The organism is Williamsia sp. Y853, from assembly GCF_056786495.1.
This window is the reverse complement of sequence record NZ_JBXCJC010000003.1, coordinates 865,620-891,129: the sequence shown is the minus strand read 5'-3', so window position 1 is coordinate 891,129 and position 25,510 is coordinate 865,620. Positions and strand designations below refer to the sequence as shown.

Below are 25,510 nucleotides of genomic sequence, written 5' to 3'. Positions count from 1 at the left end.
CGCGACACCGGACGAGGTCCAGCGATCACGGTCCTGCACCCAGCGGGCACGGGGGAGCCACGTCACCGTGTTCCCGTGTTCCTGTGCCCATCGGAACGCCACCTTGTTTCGAGGTGGCTTGGTACCCGTCGAGGAGCCCGGCAGCCGCAAGCACCGCAGAGCCCGTACATACCGACGTCACCAGTCGGCATTGCGCCGCGTACTGGCGCAACCAGTCGAGGAAATCGTTGTCCGACACCAGTGATCGGGTTCCGATCCCTCCGGGGATGAGCATGATGTCGGCAGGTGGCGCGTGGTCGTATGTACGACTCGCATTGACAGTCACGCCCTGGGAGCTGGCAATCGGCCGCGTCGCGGGCCCGAGGAAGCTGACGTCGAATTCGTCCGGCAGAACACTGAGCAACTCGACCGGACCGAATACGTCGAGCAGTTCAAAGCCGTCGAACAAAACAATGGACACTGTGCGTTGGGGCATGCGACGACATTACCGCCCGATTCTGGGAACAACGGACCTATTAGATCTCTTTGATTGACTGGCGTGAAAGCGAGGCTTGACCGCATTTACCCGAACCGCGTCAGACGAGATCGACTGTGCAACAAGGAATCTAGTTCCATGGGTTAAACGGGCGTAGGTCTGAATCCCGTCAGTGGGACAGAATTGTGCCAGATAAGCTGTTCTTGTCCGGAATGCGGCTTCTTTGCTGTTACGCTCCACGCATTCGCGACGTTGCATGCTTCGAGCGTCGATGTTCAATCGACCTGAAAGTGGCCGTCGACATGCCGGAAATAACGACGTCAGCCCGATGGACTGTGCTGATGCTCTCCGTGGCAAGCCTTTTGATCGTGACAGCGTGCACGGAGGCGGATAGCGCATCAACCGCGGGCCCGTCGTCCTCCGCTGCCGGCTCGGGGATGCTTCCCGGTTATCAGGATCAGACCACGTTGGAGTTCTCGCCGTTGATCATCAGCGTGCTCTCTCCGGAGGTCATTCCGGTGAAGGGGTCGGACGGGCAGTATTACGTCGCATATGAACTCAGCGTCTTCAACGCCGCGCCGCGCGATGCGACGATGACGACGATCGAGACCCTTGCCGAGAACGAAGGTGGGGAGGTCCTCGCAACGTCGGACCAGCAGGAGATCGCCGCCAATACGATGCTGGTGGCCAGTACCGCGGTCGGAACGTCTGATATCCCGGCGGGCCGGACCGCGATCGTCGTCGCTCGCGCGGTTTACCCGACGGCAGAGGCGATTCCGGCAGCGTTCACCCATCGAATCGCCGCCACCTTTGCTCCCGCGGCACCCGACGCGCCGCGACTGGCCTCGAAGTACCCCGACGAGGTCGAGCAGATCGGGGGCGCGGTGACAACGAGTTCGGAATCACCGTTGGTGATCGGGTCGCCGGTGGCGGGCGACAACTGGTTCGCGAACAACGGATTGGATGCGGCGGCGCTGAACGCTCACAGTGACGTGGTGATCCCCGTGGGTGGACGGGTCGCTGCTGCAGAGAGATTCGCGATCGACTTCATGGGGATTGATCCGACAACGATGACGTCGTACCGCGGTGATCCCACCTTGAACGAGAGCTACCTCGCGTTCGACCAGCCGCTCCTCGCGGTGGCGGATGCGACGGTCGTGCGCGTGGTTTCCGGGCTGCCCGATGTCGCACCGAAGACCCTTACACCGGTCGACGTGATCGATGATGCCACTGGAAATCAGGTCGTCCTCGACCTTGGCGATGGCGTGTACGCCCTGTACGCACACATGAAAGACGGCCCTGCGATGGTGAAGGTCGGCGACAAGGTGACGAAAGGCCAGGAGATCGGACGCCTTGGCAATTCGGGTAACACCAGCGAAGCGCACCTGCATGTTCAACTCCAGCGAGGCAGCGTGCTGTCGGCGGAGAACGTGGCATGGGTGATCGACAGCTTCACTGTCACAGGCGTACTGGGACCTGATGGCGACAGTGTCGTCGCACCTGCGGTGGCGGGTGTGCGAACCAACGAAGTTCCTGTGATGGGCACCATCTCCCAGTTTCCCGCACTCTGAGGATAGGAACTTCTCGTGAGCCGCGGGATGAACGCCGACCGCGACGTCATCTTCGTCGACCAGCGCGGGACCATGCACAGCGAGCCGCAGATGAGCCCACCGGATTCTACGGTGTCGTGACGTCGGCAATCGCAGGCAATCCCTCGTGGGCGGAACACCTGCGGACTACTCTCGGGCCATGTCGTTCGAGGTTCCGCCGGATGCTTACGCCCGGTTCATGGGTCGCTACTCCGAACCTCTGGGCGCCGTATTCGCTGATGCCGCCGGGGTCGGGGGAGAGCAGCGCGCACTCGATGTCGGGTGTGGTCCGGGAGCACTCACCGCGCATCTGGTGTCGCGACTCGGGGTCGATCACGTGTGCGCCGTCGATCCGTCGTCGTCCTTCGTCGACGCCACTCACGCCAGATTTCCCGGGATCGATGTTCGCCCGGCGGTAGCAGAGGACCTACCGTTCGAGGCGAACTCATTCGACGTGACGCTCGCGCAGTTGGTCGTGCATTTCATGACCGATCCCGCACTCGGACTCACCGAGATGGCCCGCGTGACACGGCCGGGCGGGACGGTCGGAGCCTGCGTCTGGGACTTAGGCCCGAACGAGCGAGGCCCGATCTCGCTGTTGTGGAGGATGGTTCGCGAACTGGACCCGGATGCTCAAGATGAGTCCGACCTCGCAGGCGTCCGGCAGGACCAATTGGCGTCACTGTTCAGTAGCGCCGGAATCCGCGATATCGAGCCCAGCGAACTCACTGTCTGTGTGACATACGACAGTTTCGACGAATGGTGGGAACCCAACACCTACGGGATCGGGCCCGCGGGTATCTACGTCGCCGGACTTTCGCCGGAGCGGCGAGACGCTTTGCGCGAGCGATGCGCCGCTGCCCTGCCGGATGCGCCTTTTGATTTGGAGGCCACTGCCTGGTGTGCGGTCGGCAGGTCGCGGAACGCCTGACCACCGTCATTCGGGCTGGTCCTCACGTGAGACATCCACGGCATTGTCGGTTCCGAATATGGGGTGAGAAACTTCAGATACCCGAGTGAACGAGGTATGCATGACCGACGACCTGGTCGTCCTGGCCGACGCCGACGGACAACCGTGTGGGACCGCCGACCGGACGACCGTGCACACCACGGATACGCCGTTGCATTTTGCCTTTTCTTGCCATCTGGTGGACGAAGGTCATCTCCTGATGACCCGACGCGCGTTGAGTAAGCGCACCTGGCCGGGTGTGTGGACGAACTCATTCTGCGGACATCCGCGACCCGGTGAGTCGGTCGAGGACGCAATCCACCGATATGCGCAGCGCGAGTTGGGTATCGACGTCGAGGGGTTACGGTGCGTGCTGCCGGACTTCCGCTACCGGGCGGTCGACGCCAGTGGTGTGGTGGAGAACGAGATATGCCCGGTCTTCGTCGCGAGTCCGGTGGGAGAACTCCGCCCGGACCCCGTCGAGGTCGCGGAGTACGCCTGGTCCGCCATCTCCGACGTGTGGACGCTCGCCGAACGCACCCCTTGGGCGGTGAGTCCGTGGTTCGTCGAACAGGTCCGCTCATTGCCGGGACCGGACCCGTACGGTCGCGTTGCCGAAAGCCCATCCGGATTGCCCGCCGGCCCGAATAGAGGGCAGTAGGTGAGTACGAGAGCAAGCGATCCGAGGGCAAGGACAGGTCTGATGGTTCAAACACGGAGGCGAAACGTAGACGCGTTGCAGCCCTATCTGCGGTACGACGCAGCCGCTGACGCCAGTGCCGCGCTGGTGATTCGCCGGTACTCGTCGTCTTTCGGGCTCGCGACGCGGTTGCTCGGCGGGCAGGTCCGACAGGATGTGTGCAACATCTATGCGCTGGTACGGGTGGCCGACGAGGTCGTGGACGCGCCGCGGCCGGGTCAGGGCAGCGTTGATCGGCTGATCGAACTCGACAAGCTCGAGCAGGAAACGTACGCGACGTTGGAGACCGGGTCGAGCACCAATCTTGTTGTCCACGCGTTCGCGCGCAGTGCCCGGCGGGTCGGCATCGGACAAGAGTTGATCGCCCCCTTCTTCGCGGCGATGCGCTCGGATCTCCAGCACGTGGACCACGATTTCGCGAGCCTCGCGACTTACATCTACGGCTCGGCAGAAGTGGTCGGCTTGATGTGCCTGCGGGCCTTCGTCGCCGGTGAACCGAACCCGGCGCCGCTCTACGACGAGCTCGCTCCCGGTGCCAGGAGACTTGGCGCGGCCTTCCAGAAGATCAATTTCTTGCGAGATTTCGGCGACGACACCGACGGGCTCGGACGGCGTTACCTCGTCGGACTCCAGCCTGACGAACTCGACGAGGAAATCTGGCACAACTGGATCGACGACGTCGAACTGGATCTGTCTGCGGCCGCAGAGGTCATTCCCTGGCTACCGCGCGGCTGCCGTGTGGCGGTGTGCACCGCCCACGATCTGTTCGCTGAATTGACCCGCCGCCTGCGGGCGACGTCACCGGCCGAGGTGCGGCGCCGCAGAGTGCGCGTGCCCACGCCGGAGAAGATGCGCATCGCTGCCTCGGCCGCGCTTCACCGCGGTCGACCTGTCATTTTCGAGAAAGAGAGCAGTCTTTCGTGACCGCCACACCGAAAAAGGTAGTCATCATCGGCGGTGGTGTTGCCGGGTTGGCGACTGCCGCCCTGCTCGCGCGAGACGGACACGACGTCGACCTGGTCGAAAAGAACGATGAACTCGGCGGCCGTGCCGGGTCATGGGAGCACGAGGGTTTCCGCTTCGACACCGGCCCCTCCTGGTGGCTGATGCCGGAGGTGTTCGACCACTTCTTCGAACTGCTGGGCACCTCGACCTCAGAGCAGGTCAAGCTGGTGCGTCTCGACCCCGGGTATCGCGTGTTCTTCGAGGGCTTCGACGAACAGATCGACGTCGAGGGCGACGAATCGAGCAATCTCTCGATGTTCGAAACCATCGAACCGGGCGCAGGCGTAGCACTGAGCCGTTACCTCGACTCCGCCCGCAACGCATACGACATCGCCGTGAAGCGCTTCCTGTACACCAGTTTCGACTCTCCGCGCGCTTTCCTCAGTCGCGAGGTACTGCGAAACCTTCCGACGCTGGCGGTGCTGCTCACCAAGTCTCTTGAGTCGTTTGTCTCGCAACGGTTTTCCGATCGGCGGTTGCAGCAGGTGCTCGGCTATCCCGCGGTGTTCCTCGGATCATCACCCGAGCGCACGCCGGCGATCTATCACCTGATGAGCTGGCTCGATCTGGCCGATGGTGTCCGCTATCCCGATGGCGGCTTCACAACGTTTGTCGATGCGCTCTCCAGGCTCGCCACTGAGCAGGGGGTGCGGGTGCACACCGGTACGTCGGCGACCGCGATCCTTACGCGGCCGCGAAAAGGCCGAGCGCGCACGGGACGCCGCCGACATGAGGTTGTCGGGGTTCGGGTGCAGGATCGCCGCGGTGGTGAACGTGAAATCGCAGCAGACATCGTGGTCGGTGCCGCGGATCTGCACCACGTCGAGACCAAACTCCTGCCGACCAACCTGCAGACATTTCCCCAACGATGGTGGGACAAGGCGACATCGGGGCCCGGAGCGGTGCTGGCCTATCTCGGTGTGCGTGGCGATTTGCCTGAGCTGGCACATCATTCGCTGTTTTTCACCGATGACTGGACGACGAACTTCGACGCGATTTTCGAGCAGCCCACCCATATGCCGGATCCTGCGTCCCTGTACGTGTGTCGGCCGTCCGCGACGGACGACTCGGTGGCGCCTGCCGACCACGAGAACGTCTTCATCCTGGTTCCGTCGCCCCCGGACCCGAGTCTTGGGCACGGCGGTATCGACGGTAACGGTGATCCCGACATCGAAAAGGTCGTCGACCAGGCGATCGCGACGGTGGCGCAATGGGCGGGGATCCCTGATCTTGCCGAGCGGATCGTGGTGCGCCGCACCGTTGGACCGGCCGACTTCGTCGACGACGTCAACTCGTGGTCGGGCAGTGCGCTCGGACCGGCACATACGTTGCGCCAGAGCGCATTCCTGCGCGCAACCAACCGATCGCGCAAGGTTGAGGGTCTGTTTTACGCGGGTTCGAGTACGCGTCCGGGGATCGGCTTGCCGATGTGCCTGATCAGCGCCGAACTCATCCGCAAGCGACTGCGGGGCGACCGGTCGGTCGGGCCGTCCAGCTGAACCTCGCTCGGTGAATCCCCGCCTTCCACGAGGGCATCGGGATTCACCGGACCGGCGGCCGGTCGGCCGGACCGATGAGGTCTGAGACGATTCGCGCCGACATCATGACCAGCGGGAGTCCGCCTCCGGGATGAGCCGAGCCGCCCACCAGGTAGAGGCCGGGTACCGGTGAGGTGTTCGGCGGCCGAAGGAATGCCGCGCGCGCCCCGTTCGACGACGACCCGTAGATCGAACCGCCCGGAGTCAGTGTGCGCCGCTCCAGATCGGCGGGTGACACCACGATCCGGTGGCGTACTTGCGATCGCACATCGAGGCCGCGGTCGGCCATCACCTGCATCACGTGATCGGCGTGCGCGTCGACGACTCCCGGTGCATCCCAATCCATTCCGTGCTCGGGATCATGGCGGGCCGCGTTCACCAGCACAAACCATGCACCCGTCCCGGGACCGGGAACGATGGCGGGGTCGTCGGGTGCCGAGATGTACACCGTCGGACGATCCACTGGCCGCGGGGGTCCCTTGAACCCGAAGACCGCATCGAACTCGGCGTCGTAGTCCTCGGCGAACAGCACCGTGTGGTGGGCCACCTCGGGTGGATCGTCGAGCGCGAGCAGGATCGCAAACCCCGACAACGACGGCGTGGCGCTGCGCAGGCGCGCTGCCACCCGGCGGGTGGTGCGCGAGGGGATGAGATGTTCATACACCTGTGTGGCATCGGCGTTCGCGACCACAAGATCCGAGCTCCGGACGGTCTCATCCGCGAGCTGTACTCCGGTGATATGTCCGCTCGAATCCGTGGTGAGGCGGGTGACCTCGGTATTGCATTCGATGGTCCCGCCGAGAGCAATGAACCGATCGCGGATCGCGGTGGCGATCACGCCAAGGCCGCCTGCGATGTACCACGACCCCCACGCCTGCTCCGACCACGGAACCGACGCGAGGGCCGCGGGCGCGCGCCGGGGATCGGATCCGGTGTAGGTGGCGTACCGGTCGAGCAACTGCACAAGACGTGGGTCCTGCACGTAGCGGCGACCGAGTCCGCGCAGAGAACGCCACGGTGCGATGGTGGCGAGGTCAGACCATGCCCGGAACCCGCCGAGTAGCCGCCGGATCTCCAAGGGAGACTCCAGGAATGGTTCATGCGTGACGTCCCAGATAGCCTCCGACCGCTTGAGCAACGCCGACCACTGCGCCCCACGGCCAGGGCCCAGCATCGCATCCATGGCGGCAGGGATCTCCTCGAGCGAGCCCGGCATGTCCAGCTCTGTGCCATCGGGGAACCGGTATCGAGCGGCCGTCGAAAGCCGTTGCAGCGACAGCGCATCGTGCACTGATGCGCCGGTGGAGGTGAACAATTCTTCGAGCACATGCGGCATCGTCACCAAGGACGGACCGGTGTCGAAACGAAAACCGCCGTGTTCGATGACCCCGAGCTTGCCGCCGATGTCGGCAGCCTGCTCGAGCACGGTGACGTCATGTCCGCCGGCCTGTAACCGCAATGCGGCAGCCAGACCGCCGACTCCGGCACCGACAACGATGACCCGGCTCATCTCTTCACCACGATCGATCGACCTTTCCACTGTAGGAGCCCCCTGCGGCGCGCGACCGCGGAATCCGCTGTGAGGGCGGCAAACGTGAGGACCGAGACCGGATGGGCCAACGCGTCCGGCCAAGCTCGTCCACCGGTGGTACGCGCGGCGACCACCCGTGAGGTAACACCGGCGACGTATCCGACTGCGCCAGTGCGTGATCCGGTCAGTGCGCCCAGAAACGGGACCACATACATCAGCACGAGCAACGCCATGACCGCAAGTGAGCCCGGTGCCGAACCGAACGCGTTCCACAACGACTTGCCATATCCCGCGCGCACAGCGCGCCACCCCTCGTACATTCGACAGGTCGCGATCTGGCTGCCGTCCGCCGCGACTCCGCGACCGCCGGCCCGCTTCACTGCCCGCAAGAGTGCGATGTCCTCGAGTATTTCGTCGCGCACGGCGGCGTGTCCGCCTGCGCGTCGGTATGCGTCGGTGTCGACAACGATCAGCTGCCCATTCGCAGCCGACATGGACGGACGGGGCGATCGTTCGGCGATACCCAGGGGGAGGGTGCTCATCCAAGACCATTGCAGCAGTGGTTGCACCAGGCGCTCGCCGACCCCGACGGCAATCTGCCGGGGATAGGGGCTCAGCAGATCGAGTCCGGTTCGCCGCAACAACGCCACCGAGGACGTGAAAGCGCACGATTCGAGCACGACGTCCGCATCCACGAACACAAGAACGCCACTGGGCGGTGCCGATTGGGATTGGGCCAATTCGGAGAGCTGGTGGCAGGCCCATGGCTTGCCCAGCCACCCGGGCGGAAGGGGCGCCCCGTCGACGATCTCGAGCCGGGCATCGCGCCGCGCAAGCGCCGCGAGGACGGTACCGGTGCCGTCGGTGGATCCGTCGTCAAGCACGATGACCCGCGCCTTTCCGGGCCACTGGTCGACTGCGGCCAGGACGCCGGTCACGCAACGCTCCGCCACCGCCACTTCGTCTCTCATGGGGATGAGGACGGTCAAGGGTTCGGCATCCGCAGAGTCGGTGGGTACCGGTCGCCGGATCCGGATCGCGTTGTCGACGGTCAACGCCAGTGATGCCGCTGCCAACGCGGTGCCGATCGTCACCAATCGCTGCGCAATGTCATTGCGTCGCATCGAAGCTCTTCTGCAGCAAGTTTCTCCGCGGGTGTTGTCGAGTGTGAGGTCCTTCCTCCGACCATATCGACTCGGCCATCAGGATTGGCGCCACACACACCGCTCGACCAGACCGGTCAATGCTGTCCGGGTCAGATCATCGACCGGCAGCGACTCCACGATGCGCATCGCGTCGTCGGTCAGCTCGGTGATCTTCTGCTCGATTGCAGAGTCAGCTCCGGTTGCGACGAGCACGGACCGGATCGCTTCGAGATCGTCGTCGTCGACGTTCGGGTTGCCCAGACAATCGTGGAGTAGCTCCCTTTGCGACCAGTTACCTCGCGATTCGGCCACGGCCATCAGTAGCGTGCGCTTGCCCTCGCGGATGTCGTCGATCGCCGGTTTGCCGGTGACCTCGGGATCGCCGAAGACACCCAGCAGATCGTCGCGAAGCTGAAACGCTTTGCCCGCTGTCAGTCCGATCTGGTCGTAGAGATGCAGGAGAAGCTCGTCCGCTCCGGCCAGGGAGCCGCCGAGGCGGAGCGGATGGCTGATTGTGTATTTGGCGCTCTTCAACCGAAGGATGAGGTCGGTGCGAGACCGGGAGATGTCCGCTTCGGTCTGACTGAGCATGTCCAGATACTGGCCTGCGTAGGCCTCGTCACGCATCTGCGACCACATGGCCCGGACCGCGCGACGCGAATGGACGTCCAGGGAATCGGTGGCCATCACGGCCAGATCGTCGGACCATGACAGGCACATGTCGCCGACGAGGATTGCGACGGCCGAACCGTGATTGTCGCTGTCACCCAGACGATGCTGTCGGGCGTGGTCGTCGGTGAACTGTCGATGCATGGTCGGGAGTCCGCGACGGGTGTCGCTGTTGTCCATCAAGTCGTCGTGGATCAGTGCCGCGAGATGGAACAGTTCGATTGCCGCGGCCATCTCCGGAATCCCCGTGACCTGATCGCCGCCGGTCGCACCGTATGCACCCCACATACAGAACTGTGCCCGGATCCGCTTGCCCCGGGCCAGCGTGTCCGTGATCGCGGTGGTCAGCGGCGCGACTTCTGCACTCAGGCCGCGTAAGAAGTTGGAGTGATCGAACACGTGAGTGCTCAGGGCCTCGTTCGCGAGTGCCGTGATCTCACGGTGCCGGTCGCGGACGAGCTCATCGATGGTCGGCGTGATGGTCGTCTGGTGCTTCATCGACTGCATATCTCGTTCTCCGTGTCCGGGCGTCAGTTCGGCAAAAACTTGGTGCACTGACCGTTCGGAACAGATGGCGGTATCGGATGGGTGCTGATCACGATGACGATGGTGATTGTGACGTTGAAGCCGATCTCTGAAGCCGCCGTCAAAAGCTAGGTGGCGGCAGCGCCAAACCATCGGGGCAGGTGATCGAGGAGTTCTTGCTGGTCGTCGCCGATCCAGGCCACATGACCGTCCGGGCGCAGCAATACCGCGGGCACGTCCAACTCTTCGCTTGTGTCGACGACGTGGTCGACCCGATCTGCCCAACCCGCTGCCGACAGTCGGCCGGCCTGGTCGAGGAGTAGCCCGCGACCGTCATGCATCAGCCCGTAGAGGCGACCGTTCTTCAGCTCCAGGTCGCGCAAACGCCGGCCGACGAGCTCATGGCCCCCACCGAAGTCGTAGCGGATCCCGATGGCTGTGATGATCTCGGTGATGAACGTGTTCGCATCGTCGAAGTCCATCAGTGACGAGAACAGTTCCCGCAGCGCGGTCGCGCCGGGATCAGTTGCCATCAGCGCCATCTGGGCCCGGGTGTTCTTCAACACGGCCGCGCCCACGGGATGTCGTTCGGATTCGTAGGTGTCCAGCAGGTCTTGTGGTGCCCAGCCGTTGATCTCGGCGGACAACTTCCAGCCGAGATTGAATGAGTCCTGAATACCGAGGTTCAGTCCCTGGCCGCCGACCGGCGGGTGGATGTGCGCCGCGTCGCCCGCCAGAAACACCCTGCCGACCCGATACCGGTCGGCCTGCCGGGTGGCGTCACTGAATCGGGACAACCATCGCGGAGAATGCACACCGAAGTCGGTGCCTGCAGTCGCCCGCAGCTGTTGTCTGAGTTCGTCCAGAGTGGTTGGAGTGGTGCGGTTCTCGGCCACCGCCGCCGCGGGTACGACGACCCGGTACAGACCGTCACCCAGCGGTCCGACGCCGAACCGCAGCTGAGTTTTACGGATTTCGGTCATCACAGCGACGAGAGTCTCTGGATCCGCCGTCAGCTCAACCTCACCCAACAGTGTGTCGACGCTGGAGTTTTCGCCGGGAAATGCCACGTCAAGGAGTTTGCGCACCGCGCTCCGGCCGCCGTCGCAGCCGACGACGTAACGCGAGCGCAGTGTTGTCCCGTCGGCCAATTCGACGCTCACTCCGTGGTCGTCCTGGTCCAGTCCGACCAGTTCACGGCCGCGCTGGATCTCGGCCCCGAGTCCGATGGCGCGCTGCGCCAGTAGTCGGTCGGTGACAGGTTGCGGGATTCCGAGAACATAGCCATGCGCGGTGTTCAGATGGTTGGGCGGTGGCTTGGCAATGCCCGCGAAGAATCCGCCGACCGGGTACTTTTTGCCCGCTTCGAGAAACTGTTCCAGCACACCGCGCTGATCCAGCACCTCGATGCTGCGCGCGTGCAGACCGAGCGCGCGGACGATCTTCGTCGGCTCGGTGTCTTTCTCCAGGACCACGGTGTGCACGCCGTGTAATCGCAGTTCGGCCGCCAACATCAAGCCGGTCGGGCCACCGCCGGCAACGATCACATCAATCATCGAATTCCCATCAGCAGAGCCATATTTCACGACTTCGCAAATCCTGAGCACAGTGTGTTCTGGCTACGACGAGAGATTCTGCAGCACCACCGGGGTCTTGCGGCAAGCCCCCGGTTGCGCTATATCTTGGAAGAGGCAGGGATCGGGCAACCGACCTGCTTTTGTGCTTGTCAGAGCTTCTTCAGGGTGCGCACAACCTTTAGGAAAGGCAAGTTCGACTCGGCGGTTTTGCGCAGGCTCGGCTGCAAGAGGCTGATATTGATCACGACGATGTACTGCATTCCGCAGTCGCGCAACTGCGCGACTTGTTCGGCAATCTCACTCGGCGTTCCGGTCAAAAAGATCTCCCGAATGAGTGATGCCGGGACCCGTGCCGCATGGGACAGTGCTGTTTGCTTGTCCAGCGTGAACGGCAGGTGATCCTGAGGGCCGGTGAAATCGGCTCCTAGTGGATGTTGCACACCGTGGCGCGCAAAGACCTCGCTCGGTGCGTACAGAGCGAGTGCCTTCAATGCCGTCGAGTCCAGTGCGCCATCGATGGACGCTCGATTTCGGCCGGTGACTACGGGCATCCACAATGCCGGCGTGATTCCCATCGGGTCGCGACCGGCATCAGAAGCGGCGGCGCGAACGACATCGAGGTGCTCCGCATAGTCCTTGGGCCGTGTGAACAAACTGGGGAACCATGCATCGGCGTAGCGTCCAACTGCTCTGAGCATTCGTGGACCGTGTGCTGCGATCCACACTTCAGGCCATCTTCCCCGGTAGGGAGGCAGTTCGAACAGCGCATCGTGGAGCGGGAAGAACGGCGAGTCCCTGTTGACGAGTTCGCCCTTGGAGTCCCAGAGTGCCCGAATGGTCGCGAGCGCTTCCTCGAACCGTGCGACAGGTTTCGACCACTCCACGCCATAGGGCTCGTTACCTTCGCGTTCGCCTGTCCCTATGCCGAGTATCGTGCGGCCGCGGGTCAGATGATGCAACGTGGCGGCCGCTGTGCGGTGACAGCCGGATTGCGACGTCCGGCATCAGTTACTCCAACTCCCAAGTTCAGGCGGCCAATTCGATTCCTCGCGGCGAGGTATCCGAGCGCAGTCCACGGTTCCATGAACGCGTCGGGCTTGGGGACGATTTTTGCCGCGCCGACGTACGCCGGCACCCATAACGACCGGGGGAACAGTCCATTGAGGTGATCGGGGACCCAGAACGAATCAGCACCGCTCGCAGCGGCCCCGACGTAGCTTGCTCGCGTCAGTAATTCGGCCCGCGATCTTGAGGCCACGATCATGTCCATAACGCCAACTCGAAGTCGCGACATCAGACGTCCCCTTGCAGTTTTCAGCTGTCCGGGTTTTGTGGCAATCAGCCAGTTGTATTCGTTGTTGTTTCGCCGATCGGGGCGACGTACTTCAGCTCATGAGTATGCCTGAGTGCGACGCTCTCACATTGCCCGATCGGGCAGACATTGCCGGCGCGATATCCGTGCGGTCGACTGTGCTGTGTACTGGGGTTACGACGCGGTGAGTACCTTGGAGAACAGGCTGGCGCCCTGCTTATCACGCAGATTCACCGTGAATGTCCGGTTCTCTGGGTCGATGGTCACCTCGCCGAAATGCTGAAAGCCCTCCGCAGGAGAGATGTTTGATTCTTTGGGGGCGTGTACGAACTCGTACTGGGCACCGAATGTGCCGTCCAATGGACTTTCGGGAAACGCGCCGGCGTTGAGTGGGCCGGACACGAATTCCCAGAAGGGGGCGAAATCGGAGTATCCGGCGCGACTCGGATCGTAGGAAATTGCCGCGGTGTAGTGCACGTCGGCAGTCAGGTACACGATATTCGGGACGTTCTTGGTCTCCGACAAGATCTTCGCGAACGCGATCTCGCGACCCAACGGTGCACCTGGATCGCCCTGGGCCACCGCCTCCATCGATTTTGGTCCGTTGCCGGGGTCGGTTGCCTTATCGGGCACCACAATGGAGATGGGCAGGTCGTTGGCGACGACCTTCCACCTCGCTTTCGACGTCTTCAGCCCGTCGATGAGCCACCGGGTCTGCTTCGCGCCCAACACCCCTTCTGGGCTGTTGGTACTCCAGGCATTGGGATTCGGGTCCTTGTAGCTGCGCATGTCCAGCACAAAGACGTCCAACTCGGGACCGTACGAGATCTTTCGGTACAACCGCCCGTCGACTGCCTCGCTTGGCAGCACCGGCTGCCACTCCTGCCAGGCCTGTGCGGCGAAACCGGCCAGCTTGTCCACATCGTTTTCGGTGTATCCCTTGCGGTCTTGTCCGGCCAATGATTCGCCGGGGAACCAGTTGTTCACCACTTCGTGATCGTCCCACTGCACCACCTGTGGCACGTGCGCGGCGAAACGGCGGTAGTTGCTGTCGGTCATGTTGTAGGCGTAGTTACCGCGGAAGTCGTCGAGTGTCTGTGCCACATGCGATTTCGCCTCCGATGTGACGTTGACATAGGTTCCGCCATCACTCTGCTGCTGAGTGCCGGGCACCGGCCCGTCTGCGTAGATCGCATCACCGGAGTGGATGAAGAAGTCCGGTTCCAGATCGGCCATCGCGCCGAAAATCGTCATACCGCCGAGGCTTTCGTTGATGCCCCAGCCCTGTCCGACAACGTCGCCAGACCAGAGGAAATGAACTGGTGCCGACTTCTGGGGGACGGTGCGGAATACGCCGGTCGCGGCCTCGGATTTCGCGCCGTCCTCGCCCTCCAAAGTGACGCGGTAGTGCACGGTTTGCCCTGGCTCGAGGCCGGTCAACCGAATCCGGCCGGTGCCGTCGGAGGTCGGGGACAGCACAGGTCCGGTGAATCGTTGTGTGTTGGCGAAGGACTCGGTCGCCGACGTCTCGACGATCATCGTCGATTGAGCGTCTGACCGTGCCCAGATCAGTGCGCCGTCCGTGCGTGGATCGCCAGAGGCGATGCCGTGGGTCAGGCGTGGACGCGCGACCACCAATCCGGTCGACAGCGGCGCCGCCGACGAACCTGAGTTTCCGCAGGCGGCAAGTGCGCCTCCGGCGGGAACAAGAAGGGCGCCGATGGCGGACGCGCGGAGCAGGGTTCGGCGGTTCATCACCGGAGTTTTCTGACGCATCGCTAAAGGTTGTCTTGGGTAGGAAGCGCATGACCGAACTCCAGGCACCCGGGCAGCGAACGGGAGATTTCGGACAGATGAAGCTTGCCGGCTCAGCCGAGACTGCCCTGATCAGCCGAGACTGCTTTGCGCGTGTCAGACCCACTGTCGTCGACCCCCGATAGGTTGTATAGTTGCGCAAGTATGCACGTATTAGACACGACGAGCCCAGGTGGGATGGGGGATCGTGCTTGAAGTTCTGGCTGTGCGAACGTTCCGCAGGCTGTTCGCTGCGCAGCTTGTCGCGTTGGTGGGCACGGGGTTACTGACAGTTGCACTTGGTTTGCTCGCGTTCGACATTGCAGGTAGCGATGCAGGCGCGGTGTTGGGTACGGCGTTGGCGATCAAGATGGTTGCGTATGTTGTTGTGGCGCCGGTGATGTCGGCGGTGGTCGATAGGATTCCCCGCAAAGTCGTGTTGGTTTCTGCGGATGGCGTGCGCGCGATGATCGCGATGCTGCTGCCGTTTGTGGATCAGGCCTGGCAGATCTATGGACTCATCTTTGTGTTGCAGGCGGCGTCGGCGACGTTCACCCCGGCATTTCAGTCACTCATCCCGTCGGTGCTCCCCAAGGAGGACGACTACACGCGGGCGTTGTCATTGTCGCGGTTGGCGTACGACCTGGAATCGTTGGCGAGTCCGGTGATCGCGGCGGGATTGTTGACGTTGATCACCTACAACTCACTGTTTGTCGGCACCGCACTCGGGTTCGTGCTGTCCGCAATATTGGTGGCCACCACCGTTCTGCCGTGTGTGCAACCGGGGGATCGGTCAGGACCGTTGATGCGTAGAGTTACCTTCGGATCTCGAATCATGGTGGCAGATCCTGTCTTACGCTCCCTGCTTGCGCTCAACATGGTGGTTGCCTGCGCGTCGGCGATTGTTCTCGTGAACACCGTTGTCTACGTGCGCGGAATGCTCGGCGGCTCCAACGCGGGCGTGGCCTTGGCGTTGGCCTGCTTCGGGATCGGTTCGATGGCAGCGGCCATCGGTGTGCCACTTCTGCTGCACGTGCTCGGGGTGCGCCGCGTGATGATCTGTGGCGCAGCCATTTTGCCGGTTGGCCTGGCTGTGACCGTGGTGATGCTGTACTCATCACCGCCACCCGCGGTGGGATGGACGGTGCTCGGCACGGTGTGGGTGGTGTTGGGTGTCGGAACCTCGCTGGTCAACACGCCGGCGGCGCGATTGATTCGGGATGGGTCCACGCAGCAGAACTGGGCTCAGGTATTCGCAGCCCAGTTCTCGTTGTCCCACGCGTGCTTTTTGCTGACCTACCTGATCGCGGGCTGGGTTGGATCGCAGGTGAGTCAGTCGGCGGCCGCGATCGTGTTGGCCCTGATGGCTACACTTGCCACCACTGGCGCGGCGCTGATCTGGCCGGCACGTCCGGTACATCCGGCGCACAGACCGGTAGGGGACAAACAGGATGCCCGGAGTGGCGCGACGTGAAAAGGGCGATGACTGCGATGGCAAAGAAGTCACCAGCAGTGCAGGACGTCCCGACAAGTCTGGCGCACCCAGCCGCGCCTGGTCAGGCACATCTGGACGCCGCGACAAGCACCTTTCGCATGCTCTCGGATCCAACTCGCCTGCATATCTTGTGGTTGCTCACCCACGGCGAGGCCGATGTCTCCGCTCTCATCGAGTCTTCTGGAGCATCGCGGACGGCTGTCAGCCAGCATCTGGCGAAGCTGCGATTGACCGGTTTGGTCGACACTCGTAAGGAAGGCAGACGTGTCATCTACCGGATCCGTGATGGCCATCTGGCACGCCTGGTCGCTGAGGGTATGAACCATGCTGATCACGTCGTCACCGGCGAACCCCCGCACGAGTAGGGCTTTGCCCTCGACCCAGCAGTGAACGCGTGGCACGATTGGACGCGTGACCAGCGCGCCCACTCATACGCAGAAGCTGACTGATCTCGCATTGCTGCGCCGCGTGCGCGACCGCATCGACAGGGAACACGCGCAGCCATTGAACGTGGAAGAACTCGCGCGTGGCGTGAACATCTCCGCCGGCCACCTGAGTCGTGAGTTCAAGCGTGCTTACGGTGAATCGCCCTACTCCTATCTGATGACCCGGCGCATCGAGCGCTCGATGGCCTTGCTTCGTCGCGGTGATCTGAGTGTCACCGAAGTCTGCTTCGAAGTCGGCTGCTCATCGCTCGGCACCTTCAGCACCCGTTTCACCGAGCTCGTCGGAGTGCCGCCGAGTGTCTATCGCCGTGAGTCGGCCGGCGGGTCCGCCGGGATTCCGTCATGTGTGGAGAAGCAGGTGAGCAGACCGGTCAGGAATCGAGAAGCGCGCACCGCCGACCCACAGCTAGCGTGAAACCCATGGAAATCACAATTCATTCAAGCTTCCTTCCGCACAATGATGCTGAGGCCGCGTTGGGCTTCTACCGCGACACGCTCGGCTTCGAATTGCGCAACGACGTCGGCTACAACGGGCTGCGCTGGCTCACGGTTGGTCCGGTCGGCCAGCCCGACGTGAACATCGTCCTGTCCCCGCCGGGTGCCGACCCCGGAACCACCGACGAAGAACGCCGGACCATCGAAGAGATGATGGCCAAAGGCACGTACGCGAGTCTGTTGCTGGCGACCAAGGATCTCGATGCCACCTTCGAGAAGGTGCAGGCCGGCGGCACCGAGATCGTTCAAGAGCCGACCGAACAGCCATACGGAGTCCGCGACTGCGCTTTGCGTGATCCGTCGGGCAACATGGTGCGGATCCAAGAACTGCGCTGAACTCCTGCGGCCGGGTCGCCGATGTCAGCCGACGGCGGCCGACATCGGGACCTGGACGTCGGCCCCGCCTTCCTCTGTGATGCGTGCACCCATTTGTGTGAAGGTCGGGGAGGTGATGAAACCACCCGCGAACAGTGCTTGACCTTGGCGGAACTCCGGGGATTCGGCGAGCATGTGTTCGGGCACGAACCCGAACACGTCGGCCAATTCTGCGAGATCACGCGGCGCGTTCATCCGCATCAGGCACAGGTTGTCGCACTGGGACAGCACGTTCGGGTGGATCTTCGTTGGGCGCTGTGTCGACAGGAGCAGCCACAGTCCGAACTTGCGTCCTTCGGCGGCGATCTGGACCAACTGATCGATCAGAGCCTTTTCGACAGCGGATGTCGCGACAGGCGGACAGATATTGTGCGCTTCGTCGATGACGATCAGGATCGGACGGCGTTCTTCCCGTTGTGCCCACAGTTGTTCGAGCACACTGAGTGCGGCCACTTTGGGTTCAGCTGCGTGCGAGAATCCGCCGAGGTCGAGAACGGTGGCGCGGGGCCGCGAGGCAACGATGTCGGTGACCGGCACGGCACCGCGAGACCAGAGGTCCCAGTCGAGCACCTGCAGGTTCTCGATGCGGGTGGCGAGTCGCTGCTTGCCGGGATCGTCGGAGTCACGTAATGAGGCCAGGAAGGTCTGCTCGTCAAACCCTCCGGCGGTATTCGCGTCGGCATGTAGGAGCACGTTGTACTCGTCGGCGTCCGCAATCGGATCGATCTGGAGCACAGCCGCTTTGGCCGCCATTGACAGGGCCAGGAACCGTGTTCGAAGCTGTTCGCTATTGTGGTTGGTGGAGTGCAGAACCCGGATATCGGATTCTGAGATCTTGCGGGCGACATCGGGGTCGGCGCCGTCGCGGATGTCCTGCAGCCGAGTGAAATCCGCATTCGGGTCGAGGATGAGCAGCGGCAACTCGGTGTGGAGGATCAGTTGTTCGAGAATCACTCCGAGGGCGTAGGTCTTACCTGAGCCGCTTTGTCCGCACCAGAACGTGTGCCGGTTGAACTTTGCGGCCGAGATCGTCACCTCGACATCGGGGTCATTCTTATCGGTTCCGACCTTCATGGTCACCATCGTTGCGCCTTTCTCCAGACTGTGCGGATCACAATATCCCGCAGGGGCTTCATGGAGATTTTCATAGGCCATGCCTGTTCGACTGAGTAAACGTCGGGCAACATGGTCGTAGTCCGGAAACGACGCTTGTCCGCAGATATGGAGACTTGACCAAACATGGCCACCAAGAAGCAGACCCAGTCGTCAGAAGTGCATGTGGCCGACAGTCACGACATGATTCGGGTGCAGGGTGCCCGCGTCAACAATCTGAAAGACATCAGCGTCGAGATTCCGAAGCGCCGGCTGACGGTGTTCACCGGGGTGTCCGGCTCGGGTAAGAGCTCGCTCGTGTTCGGCACCATCGCCGCGGAGTCGCAGCGGATGATCAACGAGACCTACAGCGCGTTTGTGCAGGGGTTCATGCCCACCCTCGCGCGGCCCGAGGTCGACGTCCTCGACGGTCTCACCACCGCGATCATCGTCGATCAACAACGGATGGGTGCTGATCCGCGGTCGACGGTCGGTACGGCCACCGATGCCAACGCGATGCTGCGCATCCTCTTCAGCCGAATCGGCAAGCCGCATATCGGCTCACCCCAGGCGTTCTCGTTCAACGTCGCGTCGATCTCCGGAGCGGGCGCGGTCACCATCGAAAAGGGTGGTCGAGAGACCAAAGAGCGTCGGAGCTTTTCGATCACCGGTGGTATGTGCCCGCGATGCGAGGGCCGCGGATCGGTCTCCGACATCGACCTGACCGCGCTGTACGACGAGACCAAGTCGCTCAACGAAAGTGCCATCACGATCCCGGGTTACAGCATGGATGGCTGGTACGGCCGCATCTATCGCGGCTGCGGCTATTTCGATCCCGACAAGCCGATCAGCAAGTTCACCAAGAAGCAGTTGAACGATCTGCTCTACCGCGAGCCGACCAAGATCAAGGTCGACGGGATCAACCTCACCTATGCGGGACTCGTCCCGCAGATCCAGAAGTCGTTCCTGTCCAAGGACGTTGACGCGATGCAACCGCACATCCGCGCGTTTGTGGAGCGTGCGGTCACGTTCACCACCTGTCCCGACTGCGACGGCACCCGGCTCAACGAAGGAGCCCGATCGTCGAAGATCAACAAGGTCAACATCGCTGACGCCTGTGCGATGCAAATCAGCGACCTTGCCGACTGGGTGCGCGGACTCAAAGAACCGTCCGTCGCGCCGCTGCTCACAACATTGCAGCGGACTCTCGACTCGTTTGTCGAGATCGGCCTCGGCTATCTCTCGCTGGACCGCTCGTCGGGCACGTTGTCGGGCGGTGAAGCCCAGCGCACCAAAATGATTCGACACCTCGGATCGTCGCTGACCGACACCACCTACGTCTTCGACGAACCATCCATCGGGTTGCATCCCCATGACATCGAGCGGATGAACACGCTACTGCTGCGTCTGCGGGACAAAGGAAATACGGTGCTGGTCGTCGAGCACAAGCCGGAGACCATCGCGATCGGTGACCATGTGATCGACCTCGGTCCGCGGGCAGGCAGCGACGGTGGCCAGGTGATGTACGAGGGCACGGTCGAGGGGCTGCGGGCCAGCGACACGATCACCGGCCATCACCTCGACGACCGGGCCTCGCTCAAGACCGAGGTGCGCACCGGCTCCGGTGTTTTGGAAGTCCGCGGCGCGTCCACCCACAACCTGCGCGACGTGGATGTCGACATCCCGCTCGGTGTGGTGGTTGTCGTCACCGGTGTGGCGGGCTCGGGCAAGAGTTCATTGATCCACGGTTCAGTGGCAGGCAACGAAGGCGTGGTCACCGTCGACCAGTCCGAGATCCGCGGCTCACGCCGCAGCAACCCGGCGACGTACACCGGCCTCCTCGAACCCATCCGTAAGGCGTTTGCCAAGGCCAACAACGTGAAACCGGCTCTGTTCAGCGCCAACTCCGAAGGCGCCTGCCCGACCTGCAAGGGCGCCGGCGTGATCTACTCAGACCTCGCGATTATGGCCGGTGTGGCCACTCCCTGCGAAGAGTGTGAAGGCAAGCGTTTCCAGGCCGCGGTACTCGATTATTTCCTCGGGGGACGCGACATCAGCCAGGTGTTGGAGATGTCGGTGGCTGAAGCCGAGACGTTCTTCGGTGATGGCGAGGCGAAAATACCGGCCGCGCACAAGATTCTGGAGCGACTGGTTGACGTTGGTCTGGGATACATCAAACTCGGCCAACCGCTTCCGACGTTGTCCGGTGGTGAACGGCAACGGCTCAAGCTGGCGACCCAGATGGCAGGCAAGGGCGGGGTCTATGTGCTCGACGAGCCGACCACCGGTCTGCACCTCGCCGACGTCGAGAACTTGCTCGGGCTGCTCGACCGGTTGGTCGACTCCGGCAAGTCCGTCATCGTCATCGAGCACCATCAGGCTGTGATGGCGCATGCCGACTGGATCATCGACCTCGGTCCCGGTGCGGGGCACGATGGCGGACAAATCGTCTTCGAAGGTTCACCGGCCGACCTCATTGCCGATCGGTCGACGCTGACCGGTGAACACCTCGCTGCCTACGTGGGGAGTTGAGCGACTTGCGCCGCGGACCCTCGGTAGCAGCTGACCGGGCTCACATGGCACTAGGGTTGTAGGGGAGTGGCAACGTCGTCCTACTTGGGCCGACGTTGTTGGAGCACCGGTCTGATCCCAGGGAGTTACGAAAAGTGAGCGACGACGTGCCACGTGATCGTGTGCCGACCAAGTGGGAAGAGATCACTGCGGCTGATCCCACACATTCGACTCGGTACGCCGAGCGGTTTCGGTCGATGGCTGCCAAAGGCCAAGACATCGTGGGTGAAGCGCGGTTGATCGATGCGATGCTGGTCCGCGGTGGGCGGATCCTCGATGCAGGTTGTGGACCGGGCCGTCTCGGTGGGCACCTGTATGCGACCGGGCATCAGGTGGTCGGGGTTGATGTCGATCCGGTGCTCATCGCTGAGGCCGAAGCGGATTATCCGGGCCCGACGTGGATTGTCGGTGATCTGGCCGAACTCGATCTGCCGGGCCAGGGGATAGCCGCAGACTTCGACGTCATCCTGTGCGCGGGCAACGTGGTCACGTTTGTTGCGCCGTCAACCCGACGCGATGTACTCAGCGGATTCGCGCGGCATCTGGCTCCAAATGGTCGGGTGGTCATCGGATTCGGTGCCGGCCGGGACTACGAGTTCTCCGACTTCTTCGCCGACGCCGAGGCGAGTGGTCTGGTGGTCGACCTGTTGATGTCCACGTGGGACCTACGTCCGTTCTCCGACAACTCCGACTTCCTGGTGGCGGTGTTCTCGAAGCCGCAGCAGTGACGAGTGCGTCTACGTGGGGCACTTCCCGCTGTATTTGTTGAGGCCAAGGCCCTTGTTGGCTTTCTTGCTGCGGCCTTTCGGTCCGTCGGCGGGTGAACGCACCCAGTTGCTCTTCGAGTCCAGGCCGGGCATCTTCTCGCTACCGACCCGGCTGTAGCGGGTTTCCCCGTCGACGGTCAAAACGCCGTCCTGGACATCGATGTGGGCAACAGTCGCCCAGAACGAGTTCTTGCTGTTGCCGACGTAGACCAGGATCTCGTCGGCATCAGCGTCAGGCAGACCACCTTTGCCGGCGCGACCGTAGCGGATCGCCACCCGTGGTCGACCGAACTTGTCGATGGCGCCACCGCCGTTGTCAACGCTCTGATAGATGTTGACGAGCAGGTCGCCATTCTCATTCGGGATGACCCGAACCTGTTCTGTGGCAGGCTTATTGCCTTTACCCGGACCTTTGCTGTCTCCGTAGTGGTGCATGAACGGCCACTTCTTCAGGTTTCCCTGATGGCCTTTGTCGCCGCTGATGACGACGTAGTCGTTGGTGACTTCGTTCCGGCAGAAGAAATACACATCAAGGTCGCCGGTGCCGTATTTCGTGACATTGCCGTTGTCGTCGTAGGTCGCGCCGCGGCCATCCCATTCCAGCCCGACGGTCAACACCCAGTTGGTGTCGCCCTGGGACTTTCGGAGATCGATCTTCGCGATCTGGCTTGGAGAGTCCTTGGTGAGAGCGACCTTCACCTTGTCGAATGAAATCGTGGACGATGCCGCCGGCTGCTGCGATTCTGTCGCCGCGACAGATTCCACGGGCGGAACCACGTCAGACGGGGTCAGATCGGGCGCTGCGGGTTCCTCGACATCGATGCCGTGCTCGATCGCGAGTGCAGCAAGACCTTGGCTGTATCCCTGGCCGATGGCGTCGATCCGCCAGCCGGCACCGCGACGGTACAGCGCAACAGCCTGAAGGACGGTCTCGGTTGTCAGGTTCGCAGGAGCGAAGCGAAACTGTTCGGAGCTACCTGCAATCTCGATCGAAAGTCCCGGTACCGCACCGAAATCGATGTTCTGGGCCTCGGTGCTCGCGGTGATGAGTATGCGGTGAATGTCGCTCGGAATCGCGGCGAGATCGACTGTGATGCTGTCGTCCGACGTCAATGTAACGCCGAAGGCCTTCGGGTTGTTGAAGAAGACGAAGTCGCCATCGGAACGTACTTTGCCGTCATCGGCGAGCAACACCGCAGCGATGTCGACCAGCCCGGATTGCCCGGTCGTGGATATGCGGACGACGTAACGATCATCGGACAGATCCGTTCTCGAGCCCTTGGCTATCTCCAGCACAGATCAGTCCCGTTCTGTAGTACCTGGTCAACGGTTCGTCGGTTTCGTTCATGTTGGCATACGGTCTAACCGCGCGAAGATAGCGTCGTTCGTGCAGCGTCGGATGTGAATGCTGTGAAGTCCGCGAATGCGCGTATCGCCGAAGGACTGGATTCGCAAGACGAACCGGCGGCAGCGGTCAGGCTGCGGGATGAAGGTTCGAGGGCACGTTCGTTGAATTGCGCGCAGCGCTCCACACGACGGTCGGAGTGTGCAAGACATCTCGATGAAACGCGGTCGACCGACTATATTGATCCGCGGTGGATTGGTGGTGACCTGGCCGAGCGCAGTGCCGGGCGAGGGGATAGCCGCGGACCTCGGTTTCCATCGGCTCGACCGGAGTAGGCGGGATGGCTTCTCGTCCACAATGAAACATGGCGAGATGCTTCGGCAGTGTTGGCGAATTTGGGCATGCGTCGACTTTCGTTCCGCGTTAGATAGTTGCGTCTCACCGCTCTCTGATGCGCTTCCAATCCGCGGTATCTAGCCACTTCTTACCCTGATTTCTATTGACATATGCGCCGTCTAGTAGTTGCCAAAATCGGGACGGACTTCTGATCCAGGTTTCATTCTGGTTGTTGGGTACATCTTTCGCTACTGTCAGAAATGATCCGTGGCGCGCCCGGGAGAGGATGACGGACAAGATGCGGGCTTCTTCCGTGATCTCTTCGGAAGTCTTAGCGTCGTAATAGGGGATATGATCATCTTCTAAGCCCAGAGCTATTACCCAATCAAACTCCTGACCTTTCCCTGCGTGTGCAGTTAGGAGATGAACTCCGTTGGTGTCGATCAGGTTCGTATCGGCAACGCGGATTCGTTTTTGAATATTGGCTGGATCTTCACCTGAGCAGAGGAGGTCGTGGCACCAGTCAATAGCGTCAGCAAGCGCCTTTTTGGTATCTGGATCATCGATCGTTTCGAAGCCCGTTCGCAGGCGAAGTTCAGCGCGCAGATTTTCATGTTTCTTGAGGTCCGTCGGATCGAGAGAGGTCAGGGTGGATCTGACAAGTCTTGCGACCTCTTGATCCAAGACACCATCATCCCAGCGGTAGAACGGAATGTCGCTTGCGGAGAGTCTGGCATCAACGAATCGGCGCCTACTTGTGATCCTAGCTATCACGGCAATACGGCACCCTGGTGCTCTCTTTAGAATGTAACGACACAAGTTGGCAAGCCCTTCAGCTTCGCTAGTAGCGTCTTGATAGTCGAGTTTGGCGACGAGGCCGCCACCCGGCCATGATTCAGGGCGGGCCGCACTCAGTTCGGTTCCTCCGGTGACTTCAGCTAACGCGTTGACGGCGCGAAGTACCGCTGGCGAGGAACGGTGGGATTTGGAGAATATGATCGGCTGTCCGCATTCAGCCTGAACTGCAGCGTAGACCCTATTTGGTTCGGCGCCGACGAAGCTGTAGATGCCTTGCGCTAGGTCGCCCGCGTAGGTGGTCATGCCCCCGCCAATGCGGTTGATGATTCGCAACTGTTGTGGTGTAAGGTCCTGAAATTCGTCGACAATTACCGCCGCGAAGTGGTTTCGATAGAGTTCGGCGACGGCATCATTGGCTAGAATTAGTGATGCCATACGTGGTAGGTCTTCATATGTGAGACGGTTTTCATTGATTCGTGTTCGTTCGAGATCTATTGCGACATTTTCTCTTAGTTCATAGAGGTGGGCTTGGACTTCTTTGTCAGTGATGTCCTCAAGTTTGACGGCCTGCAAGACCTTTTGTATCCTTTGCGCATTCTTATATGGAATCTTTCTTTGTCGACACTGCTCGGCGACCCAATTCGAGTCGGGGATGACTGCATCAGGGTTCATGTCAATGACGTTTGCGTGCGCGCGGAATACTCGTGCAGCGAGGCCGTGAAAATTGGAAACTGTTACTGATTGTTTAATCGAAGAATCTGGAAGATAGTCGAGAAGCCGTTCCGTGATGTTCTCCTTCGATCTATTGGTGAAGGTGGTGACTAGGATACGTCGATGTTTCTGGGCCGTTCCGCGTGCCACTAGATCAGCGATCCGCAGCGCTAATGCCTCGGTCTTTCCGCAGCCAGCAGGTGCGATAGCAAGCAATGACAGGCTAGCGTGGTCACGTATCGCGATCTGTTCTTTTGTGGGATCGATCAC

The 25,510-nt window shown here is 62.0% G+C and carries 20 protein-coding genes and 1 pseudogene; 11 read left to right on the top strand and 10 right to left on the bottom strand.

The features are described 5' to 3' along the window. Positions 1-25: 25 nt before the first annotated feature. Complete coding sequence (locus AC1TPF_RS20305) at positions 26-475, bottom strand: DJ-1/PfpI family protein (protein ID WP_482145112.1); 450 nt, start codon at positions 473-475, stop codon at positions 26-28. A 368-nt stretch (positions 476-843) separates the two neighbouring features. On the opposite strand from AC1TPF_RS20305, the gene AC1TPF_RS20300 reads away from it, so the two are divergent. The 5 genes from AC1TPF_RS20300 (at position 844) to crtI (ending at position 6,217) form a co-directional block, all read left to right on the top strand. Further along, entirely contained in the window at positions 844-2,046 is a 1,203-nt protein-coding gene (locus tag AC1TPF_RS20300; RefSeq protein ID WP_482145111.1) for a M23 family metallopeptidase, read from the top strand. Positions 2,047-2,224: 178 nt separating this feature from the next. Continuing rightward, entirely contained in the window at positions 2,225-2,995 is a 771-nt protein-coding gene (locus AC1TPF_RS20295; RefSeq protein WP_482145110.1) for a class I SAM-dependent methyltransferase, read from the top strand. 100 nt (positions 2,996-3,095) lie between these two features. Beyond that, positions 3,096-3,674: an isopentenyl-diphosphate Delta-isomerase gene (gene idi, locus AC1TPF_RS20290; protein ID WP_482145109.1), complete on the top strand. Its 579-nt coding sequence runs from the start codon at positions 3,096-3,098 to the stop codon at positions 3,672-3,674. A gap of 42 nt (positions 3,675-3,716) precedes the next feature. After that, positions 3,717-4,637, top strand: coding sequence for a phytoene/squalene synthase family protein (locus AC1TPF_RS20285; protein ID WP_482139804.1), 921 nt, complete (start codon positions 3,717-3,719; stop codon positions 4,635-4,637). Then, positions 4,634-6,217 carry a phytoene desaturase family protein gene (gene crtI / locus AC1TPF_RS20280; protein ID WP_482145108.1) on the top strand — a complete coding sequence of 528 codons (1,584 nt, stop codon included), beginning with the start codon at positions 4,634-4,636 and terminating at the stop codon, positions 6,215-6,217. Before AC1TPF_RS20285 ends, crtI begins: the two co-directional genes overlap by 4 nt. A gap of 43 nt (positions 6,218-6,260) precedes the next feature. Here crtI and AC1TPF_RS20275 read toward each other — a convergent pair whose 3' ends face one another. The 6 genes and pseudogenes from AC1TPF_RS20275 to AC1TPF_RS20250 form a co-directional block, all read right to left on the bottom strand. Continuing rightward, positions 6,261-7,766: a phytoene desaturase family protein gene (locus AC1TPF_RS20275; RefSeq protein WP_482145107.1), complete on the bottom strand. Its 1,506-nt coding sequence runs from the start codon at positions 7,764-7,766 to the stop codon at positions 6,261-6,263. Beyond that, positions 7,763-8,911 carry a glycosyltransferase family 2 protein gene (locus tag AC1TPF_RS20270; RefSeq protein WP_482145106.1) on the bottom strand — a complete coding sequence of 383 codons (1,149 nt, stop codon included), beginning with the start codon at positions 8,909-8,911 and terminating at the stop codon, positions 7,763-7,765. Before AC1TPF_RS20270 ends, AC1TPF_RS20275 begins: the two co-directional genes overlap by 4 nt. Positions 8,912-8,989: 78 nt before the next feature. Beyond that, entirely contained in the window at positions 8,990-10,108 is a 1,119-nt protein-coding gene (locus tag AC1TPF_RS20265) for a polyprenyl synthetase family protein (RefSeq protein WP_482139797.1), read from the bottom strand. Positions 10,109-10,254: 146 nt separating this feature from the next. After that, positions 10,255-11,682 (bottom strand): rifampin monooxygenase, encoded by a 1,428-nt coding sequence (rox, locus tag AC1TPF_RS20260; RefSeq protein ID WP_482145105.1) that lies wholly within the window; start codon positions 11,680-11,682, stop codon positions 10,255-10,257. 170 nt (positions 11,683-11,852) lie between these two features. Next, a pseudogene (locus AC1TPF_RS20255) lies at positions 11,853-12,997 on the bottom strand (LLM class flavin-dependent oxidoreductase). A 192-nt stretch (positions 12,998-13,189) separates the two neighbouring features. Next, the gene (locus AC1TPF_RS20250; protein WP_482145104.1) at positions 13,190-14,791 is read right to left on the bottom strand and encodes an alkaline phosphatase D family protein; all 1,602 of its coding nucleotides are present in this window, start codon (positions 14,789-14,791) and stop codon (positions 13,190-13,192) included. A gap of 226 nt (positions 14,792-15,017) precedes the next feature. On the opposite strand from AC1TPF_RS20250, the gene AC1TPF_RS20245 reads away from it, so the two are divergent. Genes AC1TPF_RS20245 through AC1TPF_RS20230 form a run of 4 tightly spaced genes read left to right on the top strand, consistent with a single transcriptional unit; the run spans position 15,018 to position 17,581 of the window. Beyond that, the gene (locus tag AC1TPF_RS20245) at positions 15,018-16,283 is read left to right on the top strand and encodes an MFS transporter (protein WP_482145103.1); all 1,266 of its coding nucleotides are present in this window, start codon (positions 15,018-15,020) and stop codon (positions 16,281-16,283) included. Between the two features lie 8 nt (positions 16,284-16,291). After that, the gene (locus AC1TPF_RS20240) at positions 16,292-16,669 is read left to right on the top strand and encodes an ArsR/SmtB family transcription factor (RefSeq protein ID WP_482145102.1); all 378 of its coding nucleotides are present in this window, start codon (positions 16,292-16,294) and stop codon (positions 16,667-16,669) included. 46 nt (positions 16,670-16,715) lie between these two features. After that, on the top strand, positions 16,716-17,165 hold the full coding sequence (locus AC1TPF_RS20235) for a helix-turn-helix transcriptional regulator (RefSeq protein WP_482145101.1): 450 nt from the start codon (positions 16,716-16,718) through the stop codon (positions 17,163-17,165). 5 nt (positions 17,166-17,170) lie between these two features. Beyond that, a complete protein-coding gene (locus AC1TPF_RS20230; RefSeq protein WP_482145100.1) occupies positions 17,171-17,581 on the top strand; it encodes a VOC family protein in 411 nt (136 codons plus the stop codon). Between the two features lie 24 nt (positions 17,582-17,605). Here the strand turns inward: AC1TPF_RS20230 and AC1TPF_RS20225 are convergent, their stop codons facing one another. After that, positions 17,606-18,703 (bottom strand): ATP-binding protein, encoded by a 1,098-nt coding sequence (locus AC1TPF_RS20225; RefSeq protein ID WP_482145099.1) that lies wholly within the window; start codon positions 18,701-18,703, stop codon positions 17,606-17,608. Positions 18,704-18,859: 156 nt separating this feature from the next. Between AC1TPF_RS20225 and AC1TPF_RS20220 the strand changes: the two genes are divergently transcribed. Together AC1TPF_RS20220 and AC1TPF_RS20215 are read left to right on the top strand one after the other, a co-directional pair. Beyond that, entirely contained in the window at positions 18,860-21,244 is a 2,385-nt protein-coding gene (locus tag AC1TPF_RS20220) for an ATP-binding cassette domain-containing protein (RefSeq protein ID WP_482145098.1), read from the top strand. Between the two features lie 134 nt (positions 21,245-21,378). Further along, entirely contained in the window at positions 21,379-22,011 is a 633-nt protein-coding gene (locus tag AC1TPF_RS20215) for a class I SAM-dependent methyltransferase (protein ID WP_482139780.1), read from the top strand. 9 nt (positions 22,012-22,020) lie between these two features. Here AC1TPF_RS20215 and AC1TPF_RS20210 read toward each other — a convergent pair whose 3' ends face one another. Both AC1TPF_RS20210 and AC1TPF_RS20205 read right to left on the bottom strand, forming a co-directional pair. After that, complete coding sequence (locus AC1TPF_RS20210; RefSeq protein WP_482145097.1) at positions 22,021-23,346, bottom strand: TerD family protein; 1,326 nt, start codon at positions 23,344-23,346, stop codon at positions 22,021-22,023. A gap of 487 nt (positions 23,347-23,833) precedes the next feature. Beyond that, complete coding sequence (locus AC1TPF_RS20205) at positions 23,834-25,510, bottom strand: UvrD-helicase domain-containing protein (RefSeq protein ID WP_482145096.1); 1,677 nt, start codon at positions 25,508-25,510, stop codon at positions 23,834-23,836.